Genomic DNA, 15699 nt, shown 5'->3' on the forward strand with positions numbered 1-15699 from the left:
GTTTTTGCGCAAGCCCCCTCGTTTACACCGAGAGGGTCGGCGGTTCGAGCCCGTCACCGCCCACCATCACCTCAGCCCCGCATCCTCCAGCACCATGTACGCCGCCTTCTCGCCGACCATGATCGCTGGCGCATTGGTGTTGCCCGAGGTCACCGTCGGAAAGATCGAGGCGTCGGCGACGCGCAGGCCGGCGATGCCGTGCAGGCGCAGGCGCGGGTCGACCACGGCCGTGGCCGGGTCCGGCCCCATGCGGCAGGTGCCGCAGGGATGGAACACCGAATAGGCACGGGCGCGGATGTCGGCGATCAGCTCGGCGTCGGACTGGACCACGACGCCGGGTTTCAGCTCCTCCTCGATCAGCGCGCGGAAGGCCGGCGCGGCGGCGAGGCGCCGCAGGATCAGGGCGCCGGCCAGCATGCCGGCGACGTCCTCCTCGGTGGACAGGTAGTTCGGCTCGATGCGTGGCGCCTCGCGCGGGTCGGCCGAGCGGATCGCGACCGTGCCCCGGCTGGTCGGCCGGCAGGGCGAGGCGCTGGTGCAGAAGCCGGGGAACGCGTCCGGCTGCATCAGCGCCCTGACGCCGGGCAGGGCGCGCTCATAGGTGAGCGGCGAGAAGTAGAGCTGGATGTCCGGCGCCGCCAGGCCCGGCCGGCTGCGCACGAAGGCGCCGCCCTGGTTGACGCTGAGCGACAGCGGGCCGGAGCGGGAGAGGACGTAGCGCAGGCCCGCCTTGAGCTTGCCGAGCAGCGGCAGCAACTCCTGGTTGAGGCTCGGCCGGCGCGACCGATAGACGTGGTCGTAGCACAGATGGTCCTGCATCGCGGCACCGACCTGCGGGGCGTCCTGCGCCACCTCGACGCCGTGGGCGCGCAGCAGCGCCGCCGGCCCGATGCCGGACAGCTGCAGCAGCTGCGGCGAGTTGAAGGCGCCGCCGCTCAGGATCACCTCGCGCCCGGCGCGGGCCTCGACGGTCCGGCCATGCTGCTCATAGACGACGCCGGCGGCGCGCCTGCCCTCCAGCAGCAGCCTGGTCGCCAGCGCCCCGGTCTCCACGCGCAGGTTGGGGCGACGGCGCGCCGGCCACAGATAGGCGCGGGCGGCCGAGAGGCGCAGGCCGTCGCGGGTGTTGAGCTGGTAATGGCCGATGCCTTCGATGGTCTCGCCATTCAGGTCGCCGCTTGCCGGGATGCCGCATTCGCGGCCGGCGGCGATGAACGTCGCAGTCAGCGGATGGGCGGTGCGCTCGATGGTGGTGACGTGCAGCGGCCCGCCGGCGCCGTGCCAGGGGCCGGCGCCGAGGGCATGGTCCTCCATCCTGACATAGACCGGCAGTACGTCGCGCCAGGCCCAGCCGGGATTGCCGAGGGCGTGCCAGTCGTCGAAGTCCTGCGCCTGGCCGCGCGAATAGACCATGGCGTTGATCGAAGAGGAGCCGCCGAGGACCTTGCCGCGTGGCTGGTAGATCGGCCGGCCGTCGAGGCCCGGCACCGGTTCGGTGCGGTACATCCAGTTGACGGCGGGGCTGTAGAAGCTCTTGCCGTAGCCGATCGGCGTCTGGATCCAGAAGCGCCTGTCCGAGGGGCCGGCCTCCAGCAGCAGCACCCGGAAGCGCCCGTTCTCGCTCAGGCGGGCGGCGAGCACGCAGCCGGCCGAGCCGGCGCCGACGATGATGTAGTCGTACTGGTCCATGGCGGCTCGTCGTGTTCAGGGCGACCGGGGGCGGCGGTCGCGCTCGGCCGCGACGCTCAGGAGGCCGAGCAGGCCCGAGGCCAGCATCAGGAACAGCGATACCGCATTGAGCAGCGGCGTCGAGCCCTCCTTCATCCGGTCGTACATGGTGATGGTCAGCGGCGGGTCGGAGCCGACCAGCATCAGCGTGGTGTTGAAGTTCTCGAACGACATCAGGAAGGCGATCAGGCCGCAGCCGATCAGCGCCGGCCGCAGATAGGGCAGGGTGACGGTGGCCAGCACCTGCGGGCCGGTGGCGCCGAGGTCATAGGCGGCCTCCTCGAGCGAGCGGTCGAACTTGCGCAGCCGCGCCGAGATCACCAGCGTCGCCACGGTGGCGATGAAGGAGAACTGGCCCATCACCACCAGGAACAGGCCCGGGCGCAGCCAGTCGATCTCCAGGCCCAGCCCATCGTCGACGCGGTTGGCGATGCCGCTGGAGAAGGACAGGATCGAGATGCCGATGATGACGCCGGGAATGACCAGCGGCGCCAGCATCAGCATGTGGCACAGGCGCTTCAGCGGGAAGTCGTGGCGCTCGAACAGGAAGGCGGTGGTGGTGCCGACGACGAGCGACAGCGCCGTGGTCGCGACCGCCACCAGCAGGGAATTGCCGATGCCGCGCCAGACGTTGACGTCGTGCAGCAGGCCGAGCCTGGGCTCGGCGGCGCCGAGGAACCAGGCCAGGGTGAAGCCCTTCCACGGCAGGGCCGGGAACATCGAATCGTTGAAGGCGAAGGTGGCGACCACCGCGAGCGGCGCGGCGAGATAGGCGATGAACAGGCCGACATAGGCGACGTAGGCGAAGCGGACGAGGGGGCTGCGCGGCAGGGACGAGAGCATGGTCAGCGTCCGATCGTGCTGGCGAGGGACTGGCCGGTCAGGCGCAGGGCCAGCCAGACCACCAGGCTGGAGCAGGCGAGCAGGATGAAGCCGAAGGCCGATCCTGCCTCCCAGTTGAAGCGGGTGATGAACTGCGAATAGATATGCGCGGTGAACCATTGGCCGCTCTTGCCGCCCAGCAGCGCCGGCGTCAGGTAGTTGCCGAGGCTGAGCATGAACACGATCACCGACCCGGCGACGATGCCCGGCATGGCGTGTGGGATGACGATCTCGCGCAGCACCACGATGCTGTTGCCGCCGAGGTCGTAGCCGGCCTCCACCAGCGAATCGTCGAGGCTGTCGATGGACGAGATCAGCGGCACCACCATGAACAGCATGGCGGTATAGACGAGGCCGAGCATCACCGCCGCGTCGTTGTAGAGGAACTCGACCGGGCCGCTGGCCACGCCGAGATATTGCAGGAAATTGGAGAGCACGCCGGTCTCGCGCAGGATGATCATCCAGCCGAACACCCGGACGATCTCGCTGACCCAGAACGGCAGGAGGCAGGTCAGCATCAGGCTGATCCGGGCCCGGCCGCGGGCGATCTTGGCGATGAAATAGGCGACGGGGAAGGCGATCACCAAGGTGATCGCCGTCGCCAGCAGCGACATCACCACCGTGCGCGCCAGCGTCACGACATAGGCGCGCTCGGCGAAGAAGTCCCGGTAGTTGGCGAGGCTCGTGCGGTAGAGCCGGGGGGCGACCTTTTCCTGCAGCGACAGGAACAGGAGGTCGATATGCGGGATCACCACCAGCAGCAGCACCCACGTCAGGAACGGGGCCAGCAGCAGGAAGAAGACGAGGCGGCTCGGGCGCGCGGTCATGCCGGATCCCTCAGGCGGCGGCGCGGAAGCACAGGCACTTGTCCGCAGCGAAGCGGAGCCTGACGCGGCTGCCCTGGAGCAGGGCATTGTCGCCGGGCCCCTGGGCCAGCGCGACTGCGACGGGATCGCCGCCGGTCGCCGCCGGCCCGGCCCGCACCAGTGCCCGGCTCATGGCGCCGTTGAACAGGAAGCTCTCGACCTGGCCGTCGATCTGGTTGGCGCTCTCCGTCGTCCCCGGCGCGTCCGCCGCGGCGATGGCGATCGCTTCCGGCCGCACGAACACCTCGACGGGATCGCCAGGCGACAGGGCGCCGCCTTCGCAGGCGGCGTGCAGCACCAGGCCGGCCGGTGTCTCGACCTTGACGTCCCTGCCGCTCGCCCAGGCGACGCGGCCGCGCCAGCGGTTGGCGTCGCCGACGAAGCTGGCGACGAAGGCCGTTGCCGGGTGGAAATAGAGCTGCTGCGGTGTGCCGACCTGCTCGAAGCGGCCGCCGTTCATCACCGCCATCTGGTCCGACATCACCAGCGCTTCCGACTGGTCGTGGGTGATGTAGACGAAGGTGGTGCCGAATTGGGCCTGGAGCTGCTTGAGCTCGACCTTCATGTGCTCGCGCAGCTTGAGGTCGAGCGCGCCGAGCGGTTCGTCGAGCAGCAGCACGGCCGGATCGAGCACCATGCAGCGGGCGATGGCGATGCGCTGCTTCTGGCCGCCGGACAATTCGTCGATGCGCTTGGAACCGGCATGCGGCAGGTCGACGCGCGCCAGGATGTCGGCGACGCGCCGGCTTATGTCCTCGCGCGCCATGCCGCGCCGGCGCAGGCCGTAGGCGATGTTCTCGGCCACGCTCATCATCGGGAACAGGGCGAGGTGCTGGAACACCATGTTGACCGGGCGCTTGTTCGGCGGCGTGTCCAGCACCGAGCGGCCCTTGATCAGGATGTCGCCCGAGGTCGGCTGGCCGAATCCGGCGACGAGGCGCAGCGCCGTGGTCTTGCCGCAGCCCGAGGGACCGAGGATCGAGAAGAAGCTGCCGGGCGGGATCTGCATGGAGACGCCGTCGACAGCCCGGAAGCTGCCATAGGCCTTGACCAGTTCTCGGCATTCGAGATCGAACGTCATGGACAACCGCTGCAAGAGGCGGGACGCGACAGGCGCCGCCGCCGGGCCGATGGAAGGGAACGGGGCTGGCCCCGCTCCCCGTCTGGTTGCCTGCAAGGCTATTGGGCGGCGATCCGGTCGAGGATCTTGCCTTCCATGTCCTCGATGCCGGCGGGAATGGCCGGGAACCATTTGATATTTGCGATCACCTCCGGTGGGAAGGACTCCTTGTACGCCTTGCGCAGCCCGGCCGAGACCAACTCGTCCGAGCCCTTGGCGGCGGAAAAGCTGCCCGAGGATTCGACGATCATCGCCGCGATTTCCGGGCGCATGACGAAGTTGATCCACTTGTAGGCCGCTTCGTCGGCCTTGCCCTTGGCCGGCAGGGCGAAGGTGTCGATCCAGCCGAGCGCGCCGGCGGAGGGAGCGACGAAGGCGATGTCGGGATTCTCCGGATTGAGCTTGAAGCCGGTGGAGTCCCAGGCTTCCGATGCCACGACCTCGCCGGACCGCAGCATGTTCATCAGGTCGTCGGCGCCGGACCAGTAGGCTTTGACGTTGGCCTTGCAGTCCGCCAGCTTCTGGCCGGCCTTGTCGATGATCGCCTGGTACTTGTCCTTGTCGCCATAGGCGGCGAAGGGGTCGTCGCCGAGGGCGAAGGCCATGCCGAGCAGGGCAGGGCGCTTCAGGCGCATCGAGATCTTGCCCTTGTGGGCGTCGCTGCACAGCTCGGCGAACCCCTTGATGTCCGGGGCCGCCTTGCGGTCGACCACCAGTCCGGACGTTCCCCATAGATGGGCGACGCCGTAGACCTTGCCATCGACGGTGGTGTTCTTCTCCGAGGCTGCCAGAAGCTCGGGGATGAACTTGGCCGTCTCGATCTTGCCGAGGTCGAGCGGCTTGTAGATGCCGTACTCGGACTGCGGGCCGGTGATGCGGTCCTGGCTGGGCTGGGCGAGGTCGAAGCCGGCGCCGCCGGTGGCGCGCAGCTTGGAGATGATGTCCTCGTTGTTGGAGACCGTGACCTCCACGTCGATGCCGGTCTCGTCCTTGAATTTCTTCACGACGGCGTCGGGGGCGTAGCCGCCCCAGGTCAGGATGCGCAGGGTCTCGGCCGTCGCCGGCGTCGCCAGCGCGATGGCCGCCGTGGCAGCGAGCGCCGCGAGGGTCTTCTTGATGCCGATCATTCGTTCCTCTCCGTGTTCTGTCGTGCGGGAGGTGCTGGCCGAACCAGTCCCGGGAGAGGTCCCGAAGCGCGGACCGGCGCCAGCAAGGACAGTCGGCCCAGCCACTCCACATCGACGCTATGGCCGTAATGGTCTGGCGGGGAGGTCCATTCTGGAGAAAGCGGGAGGCCAATTTTGCGGACGCCGCCGCGCCCGGGCGATGTGCTACGCTATCCCCGCGAGCACGTCGGCCAGCACCCGGGCGCCGGCCTCGATCCGCGCCGGCGGTATGCCGCCGAAGCCGAGCACGAGGCCCTGGCGCCCCAGCGGTTCCAGGCAGAAGCGGCTGAGGGCGGCCACGGTCAGGCGGTGTGCCGCCGCGGCCTCGGACACGGCGGCGGCGTCGAGGCCCGGCCTCAGCCAGCCGACCGTATGCAGTCCGGTGCCGGTTGGGACGATGTCGAGCCAGGGCGCGAGCCAGCGTTCGCCGGCCTCGAGCAGGGCCTCGTGGCGCTCGGCGTAGATCTTGCGCATGCGCCGGATATGCGCGGCGAAATGGCCTTCGGCGATGAAGTCGGAGAGCACGGCCTGCAGGCTGGTCGGAACGCCCGGCGAATAGGCTTCCAGGCTGGTCTCGAAGGTCCGCACCATCGCCGGCGGCGCCAGGAAGAAGCCGAGCCGCAGCGCCGGGAACAGCGACTTGGAGAAGGTGCCGACATAGATGACCCGCCCGGTGGCATCCACGCCCTTCAGCGTCGGCAGCGGTCGGCCATGAAAGCAGAACTCGCCGTCCCAATCGTCCTCGATCACCCAGCCCCGCGCCGCGTCGGCGGCGCTGAGCAGGGCGAATCGCCGCTCCAGGCTCATCTTGGAGCCGAGCGGCTGCTGGTGCGACGGCGTGACGAAGGCGAGCTTGAAGATCGGGCTGAGCTCGAGCCCGCGACCGACCATCAGGCCGTCATCGTCCACCGGCACCGGCACGATGTCGGCGCCGTGCACCAGGAAGCTGTTGCGCGCCCCGATGGCGCCGGGGTCCTCGAACCAGATCCGGTCGCCCGGGTCGACCAGGGTGCTGGCGATCAACTGGAAGGCCTGTTGCGCTCCGGCGACGATGAAGATCTGCTCCCAGTCGCAGGCGATGCCGCGGTTGGCTCGCAGATGTGCCGATATGGCCTGTCGCAGCGGCCGGTAGCCCTGCGGCTCGGGATAGCCGAGCACGAGATGGCGCTGGCCGCGCCAGTGCTTGGCGGCGATGCGCGACCATTGCGCCATCGGGAAGGCGTCGAAGGCCGGCATCGCCGTGGTGAAGGCGCGCGGCTCGTGCGCCAGGCGGTGGGCGAAGCGATCCGCCGCGGCCGCCATGAGCTGGGCGAGGCGGGTGTCCTGCGCCGCCTCCGCCGGCTTCACCGCGGCGGTCGCCGCCGGGCGGTCGGCGTTCAGGGCCTCGCTGACGAAGGTGCCGGCGCCGACGCGCGATTCGAGCAGCCCTTCGGCCGCCAGCTGCTCGAAGGCCTCGACCACGGTGGTGCGGGCGATGCCGAGGTCCTTGGCCAGGGTCCGCGAAGCCGGCAGGCGCTCGCCGGCCCCGAGCCCGCCGCCGAGGATCAGGTTGCGCAGCGCCGAGCAGAGCTGCAGCCCGATCGTGCGCGTCGAGCCATGGTCGATCGTGATCGATTGCAGCAGCGCGCCGCCGGCCCGCTTCACCATGGCTGCCCCTCCGCCCCGGCCCGATCTCAATGGCCTGCCTGTTGGTTCAGAATGGACCTTAGAGGCAGACCACTTCGGATGGAACTGTGCAACTGGTCGTGGCACGTTCCTGCCATGGCTTCGTTTGCGGCATCAGCGGTCCCGGTTCCCATGAAGATCAAGCGGCTCGAAACCTTTTGCGATGAATTCGTCGGCTTCGTCCGCGTCACGACCGAGGACGGCAGCCAGGGCTGGGGCCAGGTCTCGCCCTACAATGCCGACATCACCTGCCAGGTCTTCCACCGCCAGGTGGCGCGCTGGGCGGTCGGGGCGGACGCCCTCGACATCGAAGGCCTCGTCACGCTCATACCCGAGCGCGAGCACAAATATCCCGGCTCCTATCTCTTCCGCGCCCTGACCGGCCTCGACACGGCCCTGTGGGACCTTCGCGGCAAGCTGGAGGGCAGAAGCGTCTGCGAGCTGCTCGGCGGCGTGCCGCGGCCTTTCCCGGTCTACGCCTCCAGCATGAAGCGCGGCGAGGTCACGCCCAAGGCGGAGGCGGAGCGGCTGGTCCGGTTGCGCGACGCCTTCGGCTACACCGCCTTCAAGTTCCGGATCGGCCGCGAATGCGGCCACGACATCGACGAGTGGCCCGGTCGCACCGACGCCATCGTGCCGCTGGTGCGCAGGAGCCTCGGCGACGGCGCGCGGCTTCTGGTCGACGCCAACAGCGCCTATTCGCCGGCCAAGGCGATCGAGGTCGGCCGCATGCTGGAGGACCATGGCGTCTGCCATTACGAGGAGCCGTGCCCCTACTGGGAGCATGAGTGGACGCGTGAGGTGACGGAGGCGCTGGCGCTCGACGTCACCGGCGGAGAGCAGGACTGCGACCTGACGCTCTGGAAGCACATGATCGGCATGCGCGCGGTCGACGTGGTGCAGCCGGATGTCTGCTATGTCGGCGGCGTCTGCCGCTTTCTCAAGGTCGCGGCCATGGCCAAGGCCGCCGGCCTGCCGGTGACGCCGCACTCGGCCAATCAGACCATGGTGACGGCTTTCACCCTGCACATCATGGGCGCGCTGGAGAATGCCGGCCCCTATGTCGAATTCTCGATCGAGGGCGCCGACTACTATCCCTGGGAGCAGGGCGTGCTGGCCAATCCGCTGGTCGTCCACGACGGGAAGGTACGGATCCCGGAGGAACCGGGCTGGGGCGTCGATGTCCATCCGGACTGGCTGGCGCGAGCCCGCCGCGAGGTGACGGAGATGCCGGCATGAACGGGGAACTCGATGCGTTGGTGACCGAGGCCCTGGAGACGGGCACGCTCGCCGGCCTCCCCGACGGCCATTTCATCGACGGCCGCTTCTGCCCTCCGATCTCGGGCGAGCGCATCGAGAGCTTCGATCCCGGCCGCGGCAGGGCCTTCGCCAGCTTTGCCGCGGGCACGACCGCCGATGTCGACGCCGCCGTCGACACGGCGCGGCGCGCCCTGCGCGGCGCCTGGCGCGATCTGAAGGCCGCCGAGCGCGGCCGCATCCTGCAGCGCACGGCCGGACTGATCCGCCGGAATGCGGCCCGCCTGGCGGTGGTGGAGAGCCTGGATTCCGGCAAGCGGCTGGTGGAGGCGCTCGGCGACGTCAACGGCGCGGCCCGCACCTTCGACTATTATGCCGGCGCCTGCGACAAGCTGCAGGGCGATACCATCCCCCTCGGCCGCGACCATGTCGGGATGACCGTGCACGAGCCGGTCGGCGTCACCGCCCATATCATCCCCTGGAACTATCCGATCTCCACCATCGCCCGCGGTCTCGCGCCGGCCTTGGCCGCCGGCTGCGCGGTGGTGGCCAAGCCTGCCGAGCAGACGCCGTTCACCGCGCTGATGCTGGCGGATCTGTTGCGCCAGGCCGGGCTGCCCGATGGCGTGTGCAACGTCGTCACCGGGACCGGCGCCGGGGCAGGGGCGCCGCTGGTCGGCCATCCCGGCATCGAGCATGTCACCTTCACCGGTTCGGTCGCCACCGGCATCGGCGTGATGCAGGCTGCGGCCGGCAACGTCACCCAGGTCGTGCTCGAGCTCGGCGGCAAGTCGCCGCTGTTGGTCTTCGACGACTGCGACATGGAGCGGGCCCTCGCCGGCGTCATGGAGGCGATCTACGAGAATGCCGGCCAGATCTGCTCGGCCGGCTCGCGCCTGCTCGTTGAGCGGCGCATCCGCGACGCCTTCGTCGAACGCCTGCTCGGACGGGTCAACGCGCTCACCCTCGGCCATGGCCTGACGAATCCGGGCATGGGACCGGTCAACTCCCCGCAGCAGCTCCGGCGCATCGAGGCCATGGTCGAGGCCGCCGGCCGGCGCGGAGCCCGGCTGCACGCCGGCGGCTTCGTCGTCGAAGGCGGCGCCCTCGGGCAGGGCTGGTTCTATGCGCCCACCGTGGTCGAGCCGCCGGCGGCGGATGATGCGATCGTGCAGGAGGAGGTCTTCGGTCCGGTCCTCACCGTCCAGGCCTTCGACGGCGACGAGGAGGCGCTGGCTCTCGCCAACGGCACGTCGTACGGGTTGGTCGCGGGGATATACACCGGCGATTTCGGCCGGGCGCACCGCCTGGCGCGCGATCTCGACGCGGGACAGGTCTACATCAACGAATATTTCGCCGGGGGCGTCGAAGTGCCCTTCGGCGGCAACCGCAAGTCCGGCTTCGGCCGGGAGAAGGGACTGGAAGGGCTGCGCAACTATTGCCGGCTCAAGAGCATTGCCGCCCGGATCGCCGACGACCGGGCCGGCTGACCCGGCCGCCGGTCAGTGCGGCCGCAGATTCGCGGCTCGCCGCGTCGCCAGGCGCGCAGGCCGGGCGGCGGCAGGCCGCCCCGCACCGACGGGCGGGACCCGTCCGGCCCGCCATTGCGCCATGCGCGCGCCTCGCCACAGCCGGATGCTGAGATGGCGGTCCAGCGGGGTGATGGCGAATTGCAGCGCTATGAAGAGCGCGATCGGGGCAATCAGAATCAGGGCGGTGAGCATTTGACCCTCGCTCGGGTCGTTCATTGTCGTTGACCAACGAGTTGATCTCCAATTTCGTTCCAAATTGGGCCGAATATCGTGTTTTTGTCGGCTCTTTTCGGCGATGGACACGATCCGCCCGCTCCGTCGGCGCGCAAGGGGCAAGCTGCGGCGGCGGGGGTCTTCGCAAGTCCCGTACGCGCTCCCCATCCGGCTGCATGGCGGCAAGCCACGAAGCCTGACCCGCGAGCCGGCCGGGTCGGTTCGCGATGCTTCGGGCGAGAGCGCGGCCGCGGTGCGCGCCGGGCATCGCGTTCGAAAGCAGAGGGCTTGCGGGGTTCGCGGGTCAGTTTCCCACGTCCCTGCCGATTCCTGGCCGCCGCTCCTGCGGCCGCCCCCGAATCCGCCTCGTGCCGTTCGGCACGGAGCGCTCGGCCGGGCCGTTGTGGAATCCCGTCATCGCCGATGGAGGGATGACATGCGCAGGCTCCTGTCTTTTCTGATGTTCGTCTATGCCGTCGGCGTGACCGTCCAGGTCGCGCCGATCATCCGCGCCCAATGGGACAGCGTGCCGGCCTCGCGGCTGGTCGCAGCCGTGGTGGACGAGCTGCCTGTGGCCGCGGCCTGGCCGGTGCGGGCCTATGACAGCGTGCGGGGCAGGGGATAGCCGTTCGGTTCCCGGAGAGGGTCGACCCGATTCGGTGCCTGGCCGATTCTGTAAATCATAAGTTGCATTTTTCTCGATTCTTCTACCAAGCGGGCGATTGACCGCTTTCCGGGGCGGCCTCACCATAGGGGAGGGAAGAGGGAAAAACGCCCATGAAACATCGACTTGCCGCTGCTGCCCTGTTCGTTGCCCTGACCGCCACGGCAGCCTGGGCGGATCCTTCCGGCGAATATGCCGTTGAGGGGGCCAACCCCGGTGGAGACGGGGCCTACAAGGGGACCGTCGAGGTCACCAAGAACGGCGACGCCTTCAAGGTGATATGGACGATCGGCGACCAGACCTTCACCGGAACGGGCATCGGAAACGACGATTTCCTGGCCGTCGGCTACAATGCCGGCGGCGGATCGCCGGGCATTGCCGCCTTCGCGCGCAAGGGCGCCGGCTGGGAAGGGGTGTGGACATTTTTCGGCAAGGACAAGATCGGCGTCGAGAAGTGGACATTGCAGTGAGCTTTGCGCTTGACACCCTCGCGGCCGGGCCGTAATCAGCCCGCACCGCCGACGACGGAACGTTCATCGGCCCGCGCGGGGGAGTAGCTCAGTTGGTTAGAGCGTCGGCCTGTCACGCCGAAGGTCGCGGGTTCAAGTCCCGTCTCTCTCGCCATTCCGCCTTTCCGGCGGATAGCAAAAAGGCCAGCCCTCGGGCTGGCCTTTTTGCTATCCGCTCCCCGTTCGCCCGTGCGTTCCGGTCATGCCGGGCATGACGGCAGCGAATGCCGTGGTGCCATAGGGCCTCTCGGCCGCAGGCCCGCCGACCGGCCGGGATTCGCGGCATTTGCCGTCGATGCGCCGCGGTGCGGCCGGGAATTCCTGGCGGGGGCCGCCGCTTCCTTCTTGCACCTGCGAAGGCGCTGGTCTAAGCCTCCCTCGAAGCTGGAATGGTTCAAGTCAGGCGTGGGCGCCCGCTCGCGCCAAAGGCTTGATCGCCCCGGCGCCGGGCCCCTCGCGGCACGGCATCGGAGCTCCGGTATGCCAAGGTCAGAGTCGATGAACGAACTCCTCGCCAGCTATCTGCCGCTCGTCATCTTCATCGGGGTGTCGGCCGTCATCGGCGTCGCGCTCCTGGTGGTGCCCTTCATCGTCGCCTACCAGCGCCCGGATCCGGAGAAGCTGTCGGCCTATGAATGCGGCTTCAACGCCTTCGACGACGCCCGCATGAAATTCGACGTGCGATTCTACCTCGTGTCGATCCTCTTCATCATCTTCGACCTCGAGGTCGCATTCCTGTTTCCCTGGGCGATCACCTTCAAGGAGGTCGGCCTGTTCGGCTTCTGGTCGATGATGGTGTTCCTGGCCGTTCTGACCATCGGCTTTGTCTACGAGTGGAAGAAGGGGGCCCTGGAATGGGATTGATCGCGGACGCTCCCGGCCGGACCATGATGGCGCCGGCGCCCAAGGGCATCATCGACCCGTCGACGGGCAAGCCGGTCGGCGCCAATGATCCCTTCTTCGTCGAGATCAACAACGAGCTCGCCGACAAGGGCTTCCTGGTCACCGCCACCGACGACCTCGTCAACTGGGCCCGCACCGGCTCGCTGATGTGGATGACCTTCGGCCTCGCCTGCTGCGCGGTCGAGATGATGCAGGTCTCGATGCCGCGCTACGACGTCGAGCGCTTCGGCTTCGCGCCGCGCGCCTCGCCGCGCCAGTCCGACGTGATGATCGTCGCCGGCACGCTGACCAACAAGATGGCTCCGGCGCTGCGCAAGGTCTACGACCAGATGCCGGAGCCGCGCTACGTCATCTCCATGGGCTCCTGCGCCAATGGCGGGGGCTACTACCACTATTCCTATGCGGTGGTGCGCGGCTGCGACCGCATCGTCCCCGTCGACATCTACGTGCCGGGCTGCCCGCCCACGGCCGAGGCGCTGCTCTACGGCGTCCTGCTCCTGCAGAAGAAGATCCGCCGCACCGGCACGATCGAGCGGTAGGACGGCAAGGCCGGACGTTCCTCGAATTCTTGGACTGACGCATGACTGAGGCGCTCAAACAGATCGGCGATCACGTGCGCTCCGCATTGCCGAGCGCGGTGACGGACGTCTCGCTCGCCTATGGCGAGCTGACCGTGACGGTGCAGGCTTCGCGCATCCTCGACGTGCTGGCCTTCCTGCGCGACGACCCGGAGTGCCGCTTCGTCAGCTTCATCGACGCGTGCGGCGCCGACTACCCCGTGCGCGAGAAGCGCTTCGACGTGGTCTATCACCTGCTGTCGCCGAAGAAGAACCTGCGCATCCGCGTCAAGATCGAGACCGACGAGGCGACGCCGGTTGCCTCCTGCGTCGGCATCTTCCCCGGCGCGCTCTGGTTCGAGCGCGAAGCCTACGACCTCTATGGCATCCTGTTCACCGGCCATCCCGACATGCGCCGGCTGCTGACCGACTACGGCTTCGACGGCCATCCGCTGCGCAAGGACTTCCCGATGACCGGTTTCGTCGAGGTGCGCTGGGACGACGAGGTCAAGCGCGTGGTCTATCAGCCGGTTCGGCTGACCCAGGAGTTCCGCAACTTCGACTTCCTGTCTCCGTGGGAAGGGACGGACTACGTGCTGCCGGGCGACGAGAAGGCGAAAGCGTGATGGGCGACCAGAATCTCCGCAACTTCTCCATCAATTTCGGTCCGCAGCATCCGGCCGCCCACGGCGTGCTGCGCCTGATCACCGAGCTCGACGGCGAGGTGGTCGAGCGGCTCGACCCGCATATCGGCCTGCTGCATCGCGGCACCGAGAAGCTGATCGAGGCCAAGACCTTCAACCAGGCCATCCCCTATTTCGATCGGCTCGACTATGTCGCGCCGATGAACCAGGAGCACGCCTACTGCCTGGCGATCGAGCGGCTGCTCGGGCTGGAGGTGCCCAGGCGCGGCCAGCTGATCCGCGTGCTCTATTGCGAGATCGGCCGCATCCTGTCGCACCTGCTCAACGTCACGACGCAGGCCATGGACGTCGGCGCCCTCACCCCGCCGCTGTGGGGCTTCGAGGAGCGCGAGAAGCTGATGATCTTCTACGAGCGCGCCTCGGGCAGCCGCATGCATGCGGCCTATTTCCGCCCGGGCGGCGTGCACCAGGACCTGCCGCCCGAGCTGATCGACGACATCGAGGCGTTCTGCGATCCCTTCCTCAAGGTCTGCGACGACCTGGAGGGCCTGCTCACCGACAACCGCATCTTCAAGCAGCGCAATGTCGACATCGGCGTGGTGTCGCTGGACGATGCCTGGGCCTGGGGTTTTTCGGGCGTGATGGTGCGCGGCTCGGGCGCGGCCTGGGACCTGCGCAAGGCCCAGCCCTACGAGTGCTATGCCGAGCTCGACTTCGACATCCCGATCGGCAGGAACGGCGACTGCTACGACCGCTATCACATCCGCATGGAGGAGATGCGCCAGTCGGTGCGGATCATGAAGCAGTGCGTGGCCCTGCTGCGCACCACCGCCGGGCCTGTCTCCAACGCCGACAACAAGGTGGTGCCGCCCAAGCGCGGCGAGATGAAGCGCTCGATGGAAGCGCTGATCCACCATTTCAAGCTCTACACCGAGGGCTATCACGTGCCGGCGGGCGAGGTCTATGCCGCCGTCGAGGCGCCGAAGGGCGAGTTCGGCGTCTATCTCGTTTCCGACGGCACCAACCGGCCCTATCGCTGCAAGATCCGCGCCCCGGGTTTCGCCCATCTCCAGGCGATGGACTTCATCTGCAAGGGCTACATGCTCGCCGATATCTCCGCGATCCTGGGCTCGCTCGACATCGTGTTTGGCGAGGTCGACCGGTGAGGATGCGACCGATGCCGGGGCTGTTCGCCCGTTCTTCGTCTTTCGTCGTGTTTGCGTGCATGGCCGGCGCGAGGCCGGCGGCAACGCCCGAGCCAAAGGTCTGAGCGCATGTCCGTCCGTCGCCTCGCGCCCAAGGAACTCCAGCCCGACGCCTTCGCCTTCACGGCGGAGAACGAGGCCTGGATCGACAAGGAAATCGCCAAGTACCCACCGGGCCGCCAGGCCTCCGCGGTGATCCCGCTGTTGTGGCGTGCCCAGGAGCAGGCCGGCGGCTGGGTGCCGCAGGCGGCGATCGAGGCGATTGCGGCGCGGCTCGGCATGGCCAAGATCCGCGTGCTGGAAGTCGCGACCTTCTACACCATGTTCAACCTGGCGCCGGTCGGTCAGTATTTCGTGCAGATGTGCGGTACCACCTCGTGCCAGCTGCGCGGCGCCGCGGCGATCAAGAAGGTGTTGCAGGATCGGATCGGCGAGGAGCGGCACGTCACCGCCGACGGCAAGTTCTCGTGGATGGAGGTCGAGTGCCTCGGCGCCTGCTGCAACGCGCCGATGGTGCAGATCAACTATGACTATTACGAGGATCTCACGCCCGAGAGCATGGGCAAGCTCCTCGACGACCTCGCGGCCGGGCGGCTGGTGCAGACCGGCTCGCAGATCGGCCGCGTCACCTCCGAGCCGGAAGGTGGCGCCCAGACATTGACCGACCCGTCTCTCTATGACGGCTCGGTCGTCGGCTCGTGGAAGCAGCGCTTCGAGGAAGAGGCGGCCAAGAAGGCCGCCGCCGCGGCGCAGCCCCCGGCCCCCAAGCCCCAATCCTGATCGAGAGG

At 68.4% G+C, this 15699-nt stretch carries 16 protein-coding genes and 1 tRNA gene; 10 read left to right on the top strand and 7 right to left on the bottom strand.

The window, feature by feature from the left end:
* Window positions 1-66: 66 nt before the first annotated feature.
* The 6 genes from AC27L4_RS20860 to pdxR all read right to left on the bottom strand — a co-directional run bounded on the left by AC27L4_RS20860 (window position 67) and on the right by pdxR (window position 7409).
* Window positions 67-1689, bottom strand: a complete 1623-nt coding sequence (locus AC27L4_RS20860) for a GMC family oxidoreductase (protein ID WP_487144279.1) — start codon at window positions 1687-1689, stop codon at window positions 67-69.
* 15 nt (window positions 1690-1704) lie between these two features.
* A complete protein-coding gene (locus AC27L4_RS20865) occupies window positions 1705-2571 on the bottom strand; it encodes an ABC transporter permease (protein WP_487144280.1) in 867 nt (288 codons plus the stop codon).
* Window positions 2572-2573: 2 nt separating this feature from the next.
* Window positions 2574-3437 (bottom strand): ABC transporter permease, encoded by an 864-nt coding sequence (locus AC27L4_RS20870; protein WP_487144281.1) that lies wholly within the window; start codon window positions 3435-3437, stop codon window positions 2574-2576.
* Between the two features lie 10 nt (window positions 3438-3447).
* Complete coding sequence (locus tag AC27L4_RS20875; protein WP_487144282.1) at window positions 3448-4557, bottom strand: ABC transporter ATP-binding protein; 1110 nt, start codon at window positions 4555-4557, stop codon at window positions 3448-3450.
* Between the two features lie 98 nt (window positions 4558-4655).
* A complete protein-coding gene (locus AC27L4_RS20880) occupies window positions 4656-5723 on the bottom strand; it encodes an extracellular solute-binding protein (RefSeq protein WP_487144283.1) in 1068 nt (355 codons plus the stop codon).
* A gap of 204 nt (window positions 5724-5927) precedes the next feature.
* A complete protein-coding gene (gene pdxR / locus AC27L4_RS20885; RefSeq protein ID WP_487144284.1) occupies window positions 5928-7409 on the bottom strand; it encodes a MocR-like pyridoxine biosynthesis transcription factor PdxR in 1482 nt (493 codons plus the stop codon).
* Between the two features lie 150 nt (window positions 7410-7559).
* Here pdxR and AC27L4_RS20890 point away from each other — a divergent pair, with 150 nt between their 5' ends.
* Together AC27L4_RS20890 and AC27L4_RS20895 are read left to right on the top strand one after the other, a co-directional pair.
* Window positions 7560-8666 (top strand): mandelate racemase/muconate lactonizing enzyme family protein, encoded by a 1107-nt coding sequence (locus tag AC27L4_RS20890; protein ID WP_487144285.1) that lies wholly within the window; start codon window positions 7560-7562, stop codon window positions 8664-8666.
* Window positions 8663-10174 carry an aldehyde dehydrogenase family protein gene (locus AC27L4_RS20895; protein ID WP_487144286.1) on the top strand — a complete coding sequence of 504 codons (1512 nt, stop codon included), beginning with the start codon at window positions 8663-8665 and terminating at the stop codon, window positions 10172-10174. The genes AC27L4_RS20890 and AC27L4_RS20895 overlap by 4 nt, the downstream gene beginning before the upstream one ends.
* Before the next feature lie 12 nt (window positions 10175-10186).
* On the opposite strand, the gene AC27L4_RS20900 is transcribed toward AC27L4_RS20895, so the two are convergent.
* Entirely contained in the window at window positions 10187-10408 is a 222-nt protein-coding gene (locus tag AC27L4_RS20900; RefSeq protein WP_487144287.1) for a hypothetical protein, read from the bottom strand.
* 457 nt (window positions 10409-10865) lie between these two features.
* Here AC27L4_RS20900 and AC27L4_RS20905 point away from each other — a divergent pair, with 457 nt between their 5' ends.
* The 8 genes from AC27L4_RS20905 (at window position 10866) to nuoE (ending at window position 15691) form a co-directional block, all read left to right on the top strand.
* On the top strand, window positions 10866-11054 hold the full coding sequence (locus tag AC27L4_RS20905) for a hypothetical protein (protein WP_487144288.1): 189 nt from the start codon (window positions 10866-10868) through the stop codon (window positions 11052-11054).
* 152 nt (window positions 11055-11206) lie between these two features.
* On the top strand, window positions 11207-11563 hold the full coding sequence (locus AC27L4_RS20910) for a hypothetical protein (protein WP_487144289.1): 357 nt from the start codon (window positions 11207-11209) through the stop codon (window positions 11561-11563).
* Window positions 11564-11640: 77 nt separating this feature from the next.
* Window positions 11641-11717, top strand: a tRNA-Asp gene (locus AC27L4_RS20915).
* A 383-nt stretch (window positions 11718-12100) separates the two neighbouring features.
* Window positions 12101-12466, top strand: coding sequence for an NADH-quinone oxidoreductase subunit A (locus AC27L4_RS20920; RefSeq protein ID WP_487144290.1), 366 nt, complete (start codon window positions 12101-12103; stop codon window positions 12464-12466).
* Entirely contained in the window at window positions 12457-13044 is a 588-nt protein-coding gene (locus AC27L4_RS20925) for a NuoB/complex I 20 kDa subunit family protein (protein WP_487144291.1), read from the top strand. The genes AC27L4_RS20920 and AC27L4_RS20925 overlap by 10 nt, the downstream gene beginning before the upstream one ends.
* Window positions 13045-13085: 41 nt before the next feature.
* Window positions 13086-13688 carry an NADH-quinone oxidoreductase subunit C gene (locus AC27L4_RS20930; protein ID WP_487144292.1) on the top strand — a complete coding sequence of 201 codons (603 nt, stop codon included), beginning with the start codon at window positions 13086-13088 and terminating at the stop codon, window positions 13686-13688.
* Window positions 13688-14872 carry an NADH-quinone oxidoreductase subunit D gene (locus AC27L4_RS20935; protein ID WP_487144293.1) on the top strand — a complete coding sequence of 395 codons (1185 nt, stop codon included), beginning with the start codon at window positions 13688-13690 and terminating at the stop codon, window positions 14870-14872. Before AC27L4_RS20930 ends, AC27L4_RS20935 begins: the two co-directional genes overlap by 1 nt.
* Window positions 14873-14980: 108 nt before the next feature.
* Complete coding sequence (gene nuoE / locus AC27L4_RS20940; protein WP_487144294.1) at window positions 14981-15691, top strand: NADH-quinone oxidoreductase subunit NuoE; 711 nt, start codon at window positions 14981-14983, stop codon at window positions 15689-15691.
* Window positions 15692-15699: the final 8 nt, after the last annotated feature.

The sequence above is a fragment of the Labrys sp. Lb11 genome (genome assembly GCF_057554225.1).

Coding starts and splice junctions, on each gene's coding strand:
- AC27L4_RS20860 (WP_487144279.1), bottom strand. CDS start 1,689: ATGGACCAGTACGACTACATCATCGTCGGCGCCGGCTCGGCCGGCTGC.
- AC27L4_RS20865 (WP_487144280.1), bottom strand. CDS start 2,571: ATGCTCTCGTCCCTGCCGCGCAGCCCCCTCGTCCGCTTCGCCTACGTC.
- AC27L4_RS20870 (WP_487144281.1), bottom strand. CDS start 3,437: ATGACCGCGCGCCCGAGCCGCCTCGTCTTCTTCCTGCTGCTGGCCCCG.
- AC27L4_RS20875 (WP_487144282.1), bottom strand. CDS start 4,557: ATGACGTTCGATCTCGAATGCCGAGAACTGGTCAAGGCCTATGGCAGC.
- AC27L4_RS20880 (WP_487144283.1), bottom strand. CDS start 5,723: ATGATCGGCATCAAGAAGACCCTCGCGGCGCTCGCTGCCACGGCGGCC.
- pdxR (WP_487144284.1), bottom strand. CDS start 7,409: ATGGTGAAGCGGGCCGGCGGCGCGCTGCTGCAATCGATCACGATCGAC.
- AC27L4_RS20890 (WP_487144285.1), top strand. CDS start 7,560: ATGAAGATCAAGCGGCTCGAAACCTTTTGCGATGAATTCGTCGGCTTC.
- AC27L4_RS20895 (WP_487144286.1), top strand. CDS start 8,663: ATGAACGGGGAACTCGATGCGTTGGTGACCGAGGCCCTGGAGACGGGC.
- AC27L4_RS20900 (WP_487144287.1), bottom strand. CDS start 10,408: ATGCTCACCGCCCTGATTCTGATTGCCCCGATCGCGCTCTTCATAGCG.
- AC27L4_RS20905 (WP_487144288.1), top strand. CDS start 10,866: ATGCGCAGGCTCCTGTCTTTTCTGATGTTCGTCTATGCCGTCGGCGTG.
- AC27L4_RS20910 (WP_487144289.1), top strand. CDS start 11,207: ATGAAACATCGACTTGCCGCTGCTGCCCTGTTCGTTGCCCTGACCGCC.
- AC27L4_RS20920 (WP_487144290.1), top strand. CDS start 12,101: ATGAACGAACTCCTCGCCAGCTATCTGCCGCTCGTCATCTTCATCGGG.
- AC27L4_RS20925 (WP_487144291.1), top strand. CDS start 12,457: ATGGGATTGATCGCGGACGCTCCCGGCCGGACCATGATGGCGCCGGCG.
- AC27L4_RS20930 (WP_487144292.1), top strand. CDS start 13,086: ATGACTGAGGCGCTCAAACAGATCGGCGATCACGTGCGCTCCGCATTG.
- AC27L4_RS20935 (WP_487144293.1), top strand. CDS start 13,688: ATGGGCGACCAGAATCTCCGCAACTTCTCCATCAATTTCGGTCCGCAG.
- nuoE (WP_487144294.1), top strand. CDS start 14,981: ATGTCCGTCCGTCGCCTCGCGCCCAAGGAACTCCAGCCCGACGCCTTC.